General features: G+C 72.2%; 2 protein-coding genes and 1 pseudogene. All 3 read left to right on the top strand.

What is annotated here, in order from left to right:
• Nucleotides 1-2,724: type I polyketide synthase (locus LX83_RS37160; RefSeq protein WP_253780802.1), on the top strand; the 2,724-nt coding region annotated here is incomplete at its 5' end.
• Between the two features lie 46 nt (nucleotides 2,725-2,770).
• On the top strand, nucleotides 2,771-6,052 hold the full coding sequence (locus tag LX83_RS37155; protein ID WP_253780800.1) for a type I polyketide synthase: 3,282 nt from the start codon (nucleotides 2,771-2,773) through the stop codon (nucleotides 6,050-6,052).
• 85 nt (nucleotides 6,053-6,137) lie between these two features.
• Nucleotides 6,138-13,994, top strand: a pseudogene (locus LX83_RS37150) (type I polyketide synthase); the annotation flags it as partial.
• Nucleotides 13,995-14,015: the final 21 nt, after the last annotated feature.

The following is a 14,015-nucleotide window of genomic DNA, read 5'->3' as shown; positions in this document are numbered from 1 at the left end:
TTGTTCACCGGGCGGTTGTCGTTGCGGTCGCATCCGTGGCTGGCTGATCACGCCGTGCTGGGTACCGTCCTACTCCCCGGCACCGCCATGCTCGACCTGGTGCTGCACGCCGGCCACCAGCTCGGTTGTGCCGGGGTTGACGAGCTGACACTGGAGTCACCACTGGTGCTGTCCGAACAGGACGGTGTCATGCTCCAGGTGAGCGTTGGCGCGGCGGATGGCGAGGGCCGCCGCTCGGTGAAGTTGTTCTCCCGGCTGGACGATGACACCGCCCAGCCAGACTGGACCTGCCACGCCAGTGGCGTGCTGGTCGCTGACGCGGTGCCGGCTGGTGCCGAGGCTGACCCGGTCTGGCTGGACCAGCAGTGGCCGCCGGTTGGTGCGGTCGAGGTCGACCTGGCGGACTTCTACCCGGATGCGGCCCGCGACGGCTACGACTACGGCCCCGCCTTCCAGGGGCTGACCCGGGCGTGGCGTCGTGAGCAGTCCGGGCCAGGGCTGACCCAGGCGACCGAGGTCTACGCGGAGGTGCGGCTGCCCGAGGTGGATCTGCCGGCACCGGAACGGTTCGCGGTGCACCCGGCGCTGCTGGACGCCGCTGCCCACGCGGTGCGGCTCGGCGAGTTCTTCCCCGGGGAGGGGACATCTCGGCTGCCGTTCTCCTGGGTGGGAGCTGCCTCGCACGCGGTGGGCGCGGCGCGGTTGCGGGTGCGGGTCTCCCCGGTCGGCCCCGAGGCCGTGGCGCTCTCGGTCGCCGACGAGTTCGGGCAGCCGGTGCTCTCGGTGGCGTCACTGGTGCTGCGGCCCTTCTCCCCGGCCCAGTTCGCGTCGGGCGCGACTTCGCGCCGCGACTCGCTGTTCTGGTTGTCGTGGCGGAAGACCGAAGACATCGACGGCCTCGTACCCACCACGCTCGCCGTGCTCGGTGGGCCCGGCCACCTGGCCGCGATCACCAACGCCGTCCACTACCCGGATCTGGACGCGCTGTTGGCCGCGGACACCGTTCCCGACGTCGTGCTGACCCCGATCGACTCCACTGTGGACGGAAGCGGTGCGGTCACCGCGGCGGTGCGGGCGGCGACCGAGCAGATCCTCGCCGTGGTGCGGGCCTGGGTGAGCCAGCCACGGCTGGAGTCGTCCCGGCTGGTCGTGGTGACCCGAGGCGCGACCGGTGTTCCGGCGGACAGCGACGCGGTCGACCTCGTCGGCGCCGCGGTGTGGGGCCTGGTCCGCTCCGCCCAGACCGAGCACCCCGGCCGGTTCGTCCTGGTCGACCTGGCTGACCCGGACCGCTCGGTCGCCGCGCTGCCCGCCGCCCTGGCTTCGACTGAGAACCAGCTGGCCCTGCGTGACGGGAGCGCGCACGTCCCCGTGCTGACCAGGGCCGAGGCTGCCGCGAGCGGCCCAGCCCCGGCTCTCGACCCAGCGGGAACCGTGTTGGTCACGGGTGCGACGGGCACCCTGGGCCGGTTGTTCGCGCGCCACCTCGTCACCGCGTACGGGGTTCGGCACCTGCTGTTGGCTAGCCGGCGGGGGCCGGCAGCCGAGGGCGCTGAGGAGCTGGTGGCGGAACTGCGCGCGTTGGGAGCGAGTCCGCGGCTGGTCGCGATCGACGTGGCCGATCGGGCCGCGCTCGCGGCACTGCTGGCCGGTATTCCGGCTGACCAGCCGCTGACCGCGGTGGTGCACACCGCCGGGGTGCTGGCTGACGCGGTGGTGTCCACCCTGACCCCGGAGCGGATGGCCGAGGTGTTGCGGCCCAAGGTGGACGCCGCCTGGCACCTCCACGAGCTGACCCGTGACCTGGACCTCGCTGCCTTCGTGCTGTTCTCCTCCGCGGCCGGCACGCTGGGCACGGCGGGGCAGGCGAGTTACGCGGCGGCCAACGCGTTCCTCGACGCGCTGGCCCAGCAGCGGCGGGCCGCTGGCCTGCCAGCGCACTCCCTGGCCTGGGGGCTGTGGGCCGAGGCCAGCACGATGACCAGCCACCTGGCCGGCACCGACCTGGCCCGGCTGTCCCGGTCCGGGGTGCTGCCGCTGTCCGCACCGCAGGGACTGGCGCTGTTCGACGCCGCGCTCCGCGCTGACCGGGCGGTGCAGCTCCCGGTGCGCCTGGAGACGGCGGCCTCCCGGCTGGCCGAGATCCCGCCGCTGTTGCGCGACATCGTGCGGGTGCCGGCCCGCCGGCCGAGCGCGCCCCGACCGCTGGGACAGCGGTTGGCTGCCGCGCCCGAGGCGGAGCGGGATCGGATCGTCCTCGACCTGGTGCGTGCCGAGGTGGCCGGCGTGCTGGGCGTTGCCTCGCCCAGCGCGGTCAAGCCGGAGCAGGCGTTCCTGGAGATCGGGTTCGACTCGCTCACCGCCGTCGAACTGCGCAACCGGCTGTCCGCGGTCACCGGCCTGCGGCTGCCCACCACGTTGGTCTTCGACTTCCCCACCCCACAGGCGGTCGCGGCGCACGTGCGGGCCGAGGTCGAGCCGGAGGAGCCGGTCCCACCGGTCACCGACCTGGTGGGCCAGGTGGAGCGACTGGAGGCCGCGCTCGCCGCGAGCGCGGTCGACGAGCACACCCGCTCGGCGGTGTCGGCGCGGCTGGACACGCTGACCGCCCGGCTGCGTCCCCTGCCCCAGGCGCACGAGCGGGACGCGGTCGCCGAGCACCTGCGTGCCGCCTCGGCCACCGAGATCCTCGCGTTCATCCAGAAGGAGCTGGGCAGGCCGTGACCTCATCACGTTCGACGCCGGGCCGTCCCGAGGAGGTTGCCTCGCCATGACTGACAGCGACCAGGTGCTGGAGGCCCTTCGGTGGGTGACGCTGGAACTGCACCAGGCGCGCCAGCGCCTGCGTGAACTGGACGAGCGGCGGGACGAGCCGATCGCGGTGATCGGCATGAGCTGCCGCTTCCCGGGCGGGGTGCGGACGCCGGAGGACCTGTGGCGGCTGCTGGCCGACGGGCAGGACGCGATCACCGACTTCCCGACCGACCGCGGTTGGGACCTCGACGAGCTGTACCAGCCCGGCGAACCAGGGCACTCGCACACCCGGCGCGGCGGTTTCCTCGCCGACCCCGGCGGGTACGACGCCGAGTTCTTCGGCACATCACCGCGTGAGGCGGAAGTGACCGATCCGCAGCACCGGTTGTTGCTGGAGGCGTCCTGGGAGGCCATCGAGCGCGCCCGGATCGACCCGCTGAGCCTGCGCGGGAGCCGGACCGGGGTGTTCGCCGGGGTGATGCACCAGGACTACGGCGCGGGCGCTTCGAGCGCCGAGCAGACCGGGCGACTGCTGATGGGCAACACGGGTTCCCTGGCCTCCGGCCGGATCGCCTACACGCTCGGCCTGGAGGGGCCGGCGCTGACCCTGGACACGGCGTGTTCGTCGTCGTTGGTCGCGTTGCACCTGGCCGCGCGGGCGCTGCGGCAGGGCGAGTGCACCATGGCGCTGGCCGGTGGGGTCACCGTGATGCCGACACCGGCGTTGTTCGTGGAGTTCAGTAGGCAGGGTGGGGTTTCCCCGGACGGGCGGTGCCGGGCCTTCGCCGACCAGGCGGACGGCACGGGGTTCGCCGAGGGGGTCGGGGTGCTGGCGCTGGAGCGGTTGTCCGACGCGCAGCACAACGGGCACCCGGTGCTGGCGGTGCTGCGGGGCAGTGCGGTCAACCAGGACGGCGCGTCCAACGGCCTGACCGCGCCCAACGGCCCCGCCCAGCAGCGGGTGATCCGCGCGGCGCTGGCCGCGGCCGGGCTCACACCGTCCGATGTGGACGCGGTGGAGGCGCACGGCACCGGCACCGTCCTGGGTGACCCGATCGAGGCACAGGCCCTGCTGGCCACCTACGGCCAGAACCGACCAGTTGAACGTCCACTGTGGATCGGATCGGTCAAGTCCAACATCGGGCACACCCAGGCCGCCGCCGGCGTCGCGGGCGTGATCAAGATGATCCAGGCCATGCGGCACGGTGTGCTGCCCAGGACGCTGCACGTGGACCAGCCGTCGTCGCGAGTGGACTGGACGATGGGTGCGGTCGAACTGCTCGCCGAGGCACGGGACTGGCCGGAGACCGATCGGCCGCGCCGGGCCGCGGTGTCCTCGTTCGGGATCAGCGGCACCAACGCGCACGTCATCCTGGAGCAGGCCCCGGCCGTGCCGGTGGCCGAACCGGCCGCCGATCGCGCCGAGCCCGGTGTGGTGTCCTGGGTGCTGACCGGACGCAGCGCGGCCGGTCTGCGTGGTCAGGCCGCCGCCCTGCTGGCCCGGATCGACGCACAACCGCCAGCCGACCCCGCTGACGTGGCGTACTCGCTGCTGACCACCCGAAGCGCCTTCGACCACCGGGGCGTGGTGGTGGGGGCAGACCTGCCCGCGTTGCGGCGTGGCCTGGCCGCGCTGGCCGAGGCCGAGCCCGCGGCCAACCTCGCCACCGACCGGGTGGACGTGACCGGCAGGACGGTGTTCGTCTTCCCCGGCCAGGGCGCGCAGTGGCTGGGCATGGGCCGGGAGCTGCTGACGACCTCGCCGGTGTTCGCCGAGCGGATGGCCGAGTGCGCCGCCGCCCTGGAGCCGGTCACCGACTGGTCCCTGCTCGACGTGCTCCGCCAAACCCCTGGCGCGCCCGGCCTGGACCGGGTGGACGTGGTGCAGCCGGCACTGTTCGCGGTGCTGGTGTCGCTCGCGGCGCTGTGGCGCTCGCACGGGGTCCAGCCGGCCGCCGTGGTCGGCCACAGCCAGGGCGAGATCGCCGCCGCCTGCGTCGCGGGTGCCCTGAGCCTGGCGGACGCCGCCCGCGTGGTGGCGTTGCGCAGCAAGGCCCTGGTCGAACTGTCCGGCCTGGGTGGCATGGTCTCGCTGCTGGTCTCCGCCGCCGAGGCCACGGCGCTGCTGCGGCCGTGGCGTGACCAGCTGTCGCTCGCCGCGGTGAACGGCGCGCGATCAGTGGTGGTGTCCGGTGCGGCGGGCGCACTGGACGAGCTGCTCGCGCACTGCGCGGCCGAGAACGTGCGCGCCCGGCGGATCCCGGTGGACTACGCGTCGCACTCGGCGCACGTCGACCGGGTCCGGGACCGGCTGCTGACCGAACTCGCCTCGGTCCGGCCCCGATCCGGTGAGGTCGCGTTCATGTCCACTGTGCACGCCGACTGGCTGGACACCCGGCAGCTGGACGCCGAGTACTGGTTCGCCAACCTGCGTCAGCCCGTGCTGTTCGAACCAGCCGTGACCCGTCTGCTGGCCACCGGGCACGACGCGTTCGTGGAGGTCAGCCCGCACCCCGTGCTGACCATGGGGGTGCAGCAGACCGTTGCCGAGGCCGGCGTTCCCGCCGTGGTGGTTGGTTCGCTGCGCCGGGACGAGGGCGGGCCGCAGCGGTTCCACCTGTCCCTGGCCGAGGCGTACGTCCGCGGTGTCGACGTGGACTGGACAAGCGGCCTGGCCGCTGCCGGTGCCCGCCAGATCGACCTGCCCACCTACGCGTTCCAGCGCCAGCGCTACTGGTTGACCAGCGGCATGGCCGGCAGGGGCGGGGATGGCGCGGTCCCGGCCGAGCCGGTCCAGCCGCTGGCGGACCACGCCAACGCCTGGGCCGACCAACTGGTCAGGGCGCCCGAAGTCGAGCAGCGGCGGATGCTGTCCAGGCTGGTGCGCGCGGAGGGCGCGGCGGTGTTGGGCTACCCGAGCCCGGACGACATGGACCTCGGCCGGTCCTTCCGGGACGCCGGAGTCGACTCGGCCGCCGCCGTGGAACTGCGCAACCGGCTGAGCCGGACGACCGGACTGTCGCTGCCGCCGACGCTGGTCTTCGACTACCCGACACCGAGGGAACTGGTCGAGCACCTGCGCGCACTGGCGGTGGAGAGCGCGCCGCCGCCACCCGCGTCGACCCAGCTGGACGTGCTCGAATCCGCGGTGCACGCGCTCGGCCGGGCCGCCGAGGCCCGAACCGAGGCCGAGAGCACCGCGTTCCACCTGGACGTCGACCTGACCGACAAGGACCTGACCGCGGCCAGCGCGGCCGACATGTTCGAGCTTCTTGACCGAGAACTGGGGGCGTCATGAGTCCGGCCCGGTGCCTGCTCATGCCGTCGGAGTGGAGTCGACGTTGACGACGAACGAGGAAAAGCTGCTCGCCTACCTCAAGCGCGCCACCAGCGAACTCCGCGAAGCCAGGGCGCAGGCACGAGAACTGGCCGACCGAGCGCACGAGCCGGTCGCGATCGTGGGGATGAGTTGCCGGTACCCGGGCGGTGTCCGGTCCCCCGAAGACCTGTGGACGCTGGTCGCCGAAGGCCGGGACGCGATCGGTGACTTCCCCGAGGACCGCGGCTGGGACCTGGCCGGCCTGTACGACGCGGACGGCGACCGGCCGGGCACCAGCTACGTCCGGTCCGGTGGGTTCCTGCGCGACGCGGCCGAGTTCGACGCGAGCCTGTTCGAGATCAGCCCGCGCGAGGCACTGGCCATGGACCCGCAGCAGCGGCTGCTGCTGGAAGCCACCTGGGAGGCGTTCGAACGCGCGGGTATCCCGCCGGAAACCGTGCGCGGCAGCCAGACCGGCGTCTACGTCGGCACGAACGGGCAGGACTACGGCCCCCGGCTGCACGAGGCCCCGGAGACCGTCGCCGGTCACCTGCTGACCGGCAAGGCCGCCAGCGTCATGTCCGGGCGCATCGCCTACCTGTTCGGGCTGCACGGCCCGGCGGTCACCGTGGACACGGCCTGCTCCGCGTCGCTGGTGGCCGTGCACCTCGCGGTGCGTGCCCTGCGCTCGGGTGAGTGCACGCTGGCCCTGGCCGGCGGCGTGTCGATCATGGCCACCCCCGGTGGGTTCGTGGAGTTCAGCCGGCAGCACGCGCTGGCCCCGGACGGCCGGTGCAAGTCGTTCGGCGCGGCCGCCGACGGCACCGGCTGGTCCGAGGGCGTGGGTGTGCTGGTGCTGGAGCGGCTGTCCGACGCGCAGCGCAACGGCCACCGCGTGCTGGCCGTGGTGGCCGGGTCCGCGGTGAACCAGGACGGCGCGTCCAACGGCCTGACCGCACCCAGTGGGCCCGCCCAACAGCGGGTGATCCGGGCCGCGCTCGCCGACGCCCGCCTCACACCGTCCGATGTGGACGCGGTGGAGGCGCACGGCACCGGCACGGTGCTCGGTGACCCGATCGAGGCGCAGGCGCTGCTGGCCACCTACGGCCAGGACCGCACCGAGCCGCTGTGGCTGGGCTCGCTGAAGTCCAACATCGGCCACACCCAGGCCGCCGCCGGCGTCGGCGCGATCATCAAGATGGTGCTGGCACTCGACCGCGGCGCGCTACCCCGCACGCTGCACGCGGACGAGCCGACCCCGCACGTGGACTGGTCCGCCGGCGCCGTGCGCCTGCTGACCGAGCAACAGCCCTGGCCGCGGACAGCAAGGCCCCGCCACGCCGGCATCTCCTCGTTCGGGGTGAGCGGAACCAACGCGCACCTGATCCTGACCGAAAGCCCAGTGTCCGGTGTGGAGCCGGAACCGCGGCCGGTCGCGGCACTACCGGTGCTGCCGTTGCTGCTCTCCGCCAAGACCGAGGCGGCCCTGCGCGCCCAGGCTGGCCGGCTGCGGTCCTATCTGGACATCCACCCGGAACACCCGCTGACCGATGTGGCCCACTCACTGGCCACCACCAGGGCCCAGTTGGAGCAGCGGGCCGCCATCACGACCGCCGACCGCGCCGAACTGCTTGCCGCGCTCACCGCCCTCGCCGAGGGACAGCCGTCCGCCGCCGTGCTCGGCACGGCGTCCTCGACGACCAGCGTCGCCTTCCTGTTCTCCGGCCAGGGCTCGCAGCGCGCGGGCATGGGACGGGAACTGGCCGCGGCGTTTCCGGTCTTCGCCACCGCGTTCGACCAGGTCGCGGCTGAACTCGACGGCCACATGGCCGGCAACGCCGCGCACCCGCTGCGGGACGTGGTGTTCGCCGACCCGGGCACGGACCTGGCCGCCCTGCTCGATCAGACCGGTTACGCCCAGGCCGGGCTGTTCGCGTTCCAGGTCGCCCTGTACCGCCTGCTCGAATCCTGGGGGGTGCGTCCCGACGTGGTGTTGGGCCACTCCATCGGCGAGATCGCCGCCGCCCACGTCGCCGGTGTGCTTTCCCTCGCGGACGCCAGCGCACTGGTGGCGGCACGTGGCTGGCTCATGCAGGCCCTCACCGAACCAGGGGCGCTGGTGGCGGTCGAAGCCACCGAGGCCGAGGCACTGGCGGCCATCGCCGACCTGACCGACCAGGTGTCCATCGCCGCGGTCAACGGCCCCACCTCGGTGGTGATCTCCGGTGCCGAGCCGGCCGTGCGCAGCATCGCGGCCGACTGGGAGGCCGCCGGCCGCCGCGTCAAACGGCTGCGAGCCAGCCACGCGTTCCACTCACCGCACGTGGAGCCGATGCTCGCGGACTTCCGCGCGGTCGCCGACCGGCTGACCTTCCACCAGCCGGCACTGTCGGTGGTCTCGACCGTGACCGGGAACCTGGCCGAACCAGACCTGCTGTGCTCGCCCGACTACTGGGTGCGGCACGCCAGGGACGCCGTCCGGTTCGCCGACGGGATCCGCGCGCTGCGCACCGCCGACGTCACGGTCACGCTGGAACTGGGACCCGACGGGGTGCTGACCGCGATGGCCCACCAGGTGGCCGACGCCGCCCCCGCCGTGGCCACGCTGCGCGCCGACCGCCCAGAAGCACCATCCCTGCTGGCCGCGGTGGCCGCGCTGCACACCCACGGCGCCGTAGTCGACTGGCCAGCGGTGTTCGCCGACACCGGCGCACGCCGCGTCGAGCTGCCGACGTACCCGTTCCAACGCGAGCGGTACTGGATGGCCGAGCCAGGGACCGGCGAAACCCAGTGGCGGGCGGTGCCAACCGGCACCACCGCCGGCACCGGCAGCTCGCCCGGTGTTGCCGCGTCCCTGGCCGGCCAGCTGGCTGGACTGACCGAGGCCGACCGGCACGCGGAACTGGTCGAACTGGTGCGCACCCAGGCGGCAGCGGTGCTCGGGCACACCTCACCGGCCGCCGTGGACCCCGAACGCGCGTTCCGCGAGCTGGGCTTCGACTCACTCACCGCCGTGGAACTGCGCAACCGGCTCGCCGCCGCCACCACGCTGAGCCTGCCGGCCACCCTGGTCTTCGACCACCCGACCCCGATCGCACTGGCCCAACGGCTGGCCGCCGAGCTGACCGGCCGCGACCTGACCGCGCCGGTGCACACCCCGACGCGCGCTCCGTCCGACGACCCGATCGCCATCGTGGGCATGAGCTGCCGCTACCCGGGCGGGGTCAGTTCCCCCGACGAACTGTGGCGACTGGTGCTGACCGGCACGGACGCCATCTCGGGCTTCCCGGCCGACCGCGGTTGGAACGTGGACGAGTGCTACCACCCGGAGCCGGGCCGGCCCGGCAAGACCTACGTCCGGTCGGGCGGATTCCTGGCCGGCGCGGCCGAGTTCGACGCGGAGTTCTTCGGCATCAGTCCGCGTGAGGCGTTGGCCATGGACCCGCAGCAGCGGCTGCTGCTGGAGGCATCCTGGGAGGCGTTCGAACACGCCGGTATCGACCCCCGGTCGATGCGCGGCCGGCCCGTCGGCGTGTTCGCCGGAACATCCGCCCAGGACTACGGCCCGCCACTGCACGAGGCACCGGAACAGGTCGGCGGCAACCTGGGCATCGGCACGGCGGCCAGCGTGCTGTCCGGCCGGATCTCCTACGTGTTCGGACTGGAAGGTCCCGCGATCACCGTGGACACGGCGTGCTCGTCCTCGCTGGTCGCGCTGCACCTGGCTGCCCAGTCACTGCGACAGGGCGAGTGCACCATGGCGTTGGCCGGTGGCGTGACCGTGATGTCCACGCCCGCGGCCTTCGTCGAGTTCAGCCGGCAGCGCGGGCTGGCCCCGGACGGCCGCTGCAAGTCCTTCGCCGCCTCCGCGGACGGCACCGCGTGGGCCGAGGGCGTGGGTGTGCTGTTGGTGGAGCGGTTGTCGGATGCGCAGCGCAACGGGCACCCGATCCTGGCGGTGGTGCGCGGTAGTGCGGTCAACCAGGACGGTGCGTCGAACGGGTTGACCGCGCCGAACGGGCCGTCGCAGCAACGGGTCATCCGGGCCGCCCTGGCCAACGCCGGCCTGAATACGTCCGATGTGGACGCGGTGGAGGCGCACGGCACCGGCACCGTTCTCGGTGACCCGATCGAGGCGCAGGCCCTGCTGGCCACCTACGGCCAGGACCGGCCAGCCGACCGTCCACTGTGGCTGGGGTCGTTGAAGTCCAACATCGGCCACGCCCAAGCGGCCTCAGGCGTTGGCGGGATCATCAAGATGGTCCAGGCCATGCGGCACGGCATCCTGCCCAAGACCCTGCACCTCAGCGAGCCAACAGCACAGGTGGACTGGTCGGCCGGCGCGGTCAACCTGCTCACCGAGGCACAGGACTGGCCGGAGGCCGGCCAGCCCCGTCGTGCTGCGGTCTCGTCCTTCGGCGTCAGTGGGACGAACGCGCATGTGATTCTGGAGCAGGCGCCGGTTGAGCCGGAGGTGGTGCCGGCTGCGGCGGTGGACCTGTCGGTGGTGCCGTGGGTGTTGTCGGCGCGGTCCGAGGCGGCGCTGCGTGGTCAGGCTGAGCGGTTGTGGTCCTTTGTGGCCGAGCACCCCGAGGTGACCACGGTTGATCTGGCCTGGTCGTTGGTCACGTCCCGGTCCGCTTTGGAGCACCGTGCGGTGGTGGTTGGCGAGTCTCGCGCTGACCTGGAGGTGGGGCTGACCGCTCTTGCCAACGGCAGACCAGCACCAACCGTCGTTCGGGACAGCAGTGGGTCCGGCAGGCTGGCGTTCGTGTTCACCGGTCAGGGTGGGCAGCGGGTCGGGATGGGTCGGGAGTTGTATGCGGCGTTTCCGGTCTACGCCCAGGCTTTCGATGAGGTGTGTGCTGAGTTCGAGCCGGGGTTGGCTGATGTGGTGTTCGGTGTCGCTCCCGGACTGGACGAGACCCGGTGGACCCAGCCGGCGTTGTTCGCGGTCGAGGTCGCGTTGACCCGACTGCTCGCCTCGTGGGGTGTGCGTCCTGATGTGGTGATGGGCCACTCGATCGGGGAGATCACCGCGGCGCACGTGGCCGGTGTGTTGTCCCTGGCGGATGCGGCGCGGCTGGTTCGAGCGCGTGCGGGATTGATGGGTGCGCTGCCGGCGGGTGGCGCCATGCTGGCCGTCGCAGCCACCCAGGCCGAGGTCAGCGAGGTCGGGCTGCCGGGTGGGGTGGATATCGCGGCGGTGAACGGGCCCGAATCGGTGGTGTTGTCCGGTCCTGAAGCCGAGATCGGTGAGTTGGAACAGCTCTGGCGGGGTCGGGGTCGGTCGGTCAAGCGGTTGCGGACCAGTCACGCGTTCCACTCCAGCCTGATGGACCCGATGCTGGCGGACTTCCGAGCGGCGTTGGCCGGGGTTCGGTTCTCGGAGCCGGAGATCGGGATCGTGTCCAACCTGACCGGCGAACTCGCGGGTGAGGGGTTGGTGACGGATCCGGAGTACTGGGTGCGTCATGTGCGGGGCACGGTCCGGTTCGCCGACGGGATCACCACGCTGCACGACCAGGGTGTGGCCACGGTGTTGGAGGTGGGTCCGGACGCGGTGTTGACCGCGATGGTCTCGGACACCGTGCCAGCCGAGGTGGTGGCGGTGCCGGTGCTGCGCCGTGATCGCCCGGAGGTGCAGTCGCTCGTTGCTGCTGTGGGGCGGCTGTACGCGCGTGGGGCCACTGTGGACTGGGCGGGGTTGTTCGCTGGTACTGGGGCTCGTCGTGTTGATCTGCCGACTTATGCGTTCCAGCGGGAGCGGTACTGGCTGGAGCAGGCCCAGGCAAGACCGCTTGCCCAGAGCACGGTTGATGCCAGGTTCTGGGAAGCGGTGTTGCGCGAGGACCTCGCTGAGCTTGCCAACACCCTCCAGATCGAGGACGAAACCGCACTGGAATCAGTGCTGCCCGCACTCTCGCGCTGGCGGGGCAACCTGGCCAACGAGACCGTTGTGGACGGATGGCGCTACCGAGTCGACTGGAAGCGACTGACCGAACCGGCGGCTGCCGAACTGACCGGCCGCTGGCTGCTGGTGACCCCAGCCGGGTTCACCGATGATGAACTGGTCAACGCACTCATCGGAGTGATCGGCAGCAGCGGTGCTGCAACGGTCCGGCTTGAGCTACCCGCTGACTGCGGCCGAGAACGCGCCGGCGAACTGCTGCGCGCTGCTCTGCCCGAGGAACCTCCAGCGGGCGTGCTTTCCTTGCTGGCACTGGCATCGGGAACATCGGTCACCGGACTGACAGCTGGAGTGGCTGCCACCGTGACGCTCGTCCAGGCCCTTGGTGACGTCGAGTTCGAGGTCCCGCTGTGGTGTGTGACCCAGGGCGCTGTCCGAGTCGATTCGGCCGATGCGGAACCCGACCCCGACCAAGCGCAGGTGTGGGGTCTGGGCAGGGTGGTCGGCCTGGAACACCCGCGCCGCTGGGGCGGGTTGGTTGACCTGCCCGAGACCCTGAACGACTCGGTGGTCAGCCTCGTGCACGGGGTGCTCGCGGGTGGGGACGACGAGGACCAGGTGGCGCTGCGGACCTCCGGGCGGTACGGCCGGCGGCTCGTGCGGGCGACCGCCGGCGGCACAACCGTCAGGTGGAAGCCCCGCGGCACGGTCGTGGTGACTGGCGGGACCGGTGCGCTCGGTGGTCACCTGGCCAGGTGGCTGGCCGCCAACGGCGCGGAACACCTGGTGCTGACCAGCCGTCGTGGCCGGGCAGCACCAGGGGCGGACGCGTTGGTTCGGGAGTTGACCGCACTTGGCACGCGGGCGACCGTGGTGGCCTGCGACGTGGCCGACCGTGCGGCACTTGCGGACGTGTTGGCCGCCATCCCCGAGGAACACCCGTTGACCGCCGTGGTGCACGCGGCCGGAGTCGGGGACCCCACGGCATTGGTGGACACCGACCTCGCCGAGTTCGCCCGGGTGGTCTCAGCCAAGGCCGCTGGTGCGGCAAACCTGGACGCACTGCTGGAAGAGACTCCGCTGGACGCGTTCGTGCTGTTCTCGTCCATCGCGGCGACCTGGGGCAGCGGTGGACAGGCGGCCTACTCGGCCGGCAACGCCTACCTGGACGCGCTGGCTGAGCGGCGGCGGGCTCGTGGGCTCGTCGCGACCTCGATCGCCTGGGGACCGTGGGCCGGCGAGGGCATGGCTGAGGGTGAGGCCGGGGAGCAGATGCTGCGGCGCGGTGTGCCCGGGTTGCCACCCGAGCACGCGATCACCGCTCTGCGGCACGCGCTGGACCGTGCTGAGCCAGCCGTGGTGGTGGCGGACGTTGACTGGTCCCGGTTCATCCCCGCCTTCACGGCGATGCGGTCGAGTCCGCTGCTCGGCGATCTCCCTGAGGTCCGTGAGGTGCTGGCGGAGACGGCCGAATCCGCTGCGGCCGCTGCCGGCGATTCGGTGTTGCTCGACCGCCTGCACGCCCTGCCCGCCGCGGATCGTGAGCAGGAGTTGGTGAACCTCGTGCGGGACGCGGTCGCCACCGTGCTCGGCTACTCGTCCGCCGAGCTGGTGGACCCGACGCGGCCATTCCGCGACCTGGGATTCGACTCGTTGGCGGCCGTCGAACTGCGCGACGGCCTGACCGCCGCTACCGGCCTGCGGTTGCCCAGCACGCTCGTGTTCGACTACCCGACCACCGCCGCGGTCGCCGAACACCTGGGCAACGAGATCGCTCCAGCCACCGTTCCGCCGGCCACCGAAGAGCTGGACCGGCTGGAAGCGTCGTTGATGTCGCTTCCGCCCGACGACGGCGAGCGCACCAGGGTCATGGCGCGTCTGGAGATCCTGGTCGCGAAGTGGAAGGAAGCCACGGGAGCACCGGCTTCGTCCTCAATAGCCGGTCAGCTCGACTCCGCCTCGGACGACGAGATGTTCGAACTGCTCGGCAACGAGTTCGGCATCTCATGACCAGCGATCCCACACACGAAC

It is taken from the genome of Goodfellowiella coeruleoviolacea (assembly GCF_024171785.1).
In the GTDB taxonomy this organism is placed as follows: Bacteria; Actinomycetota; Actinomycetes; order Mycobacteriales; family Pseudonocardiaceae; genus Goodfellowiella; species Goodfellowiella coeruleoviolacea.
This window is presented reverse-complemented; position numbering and strand designations above follow the sequence as displayed.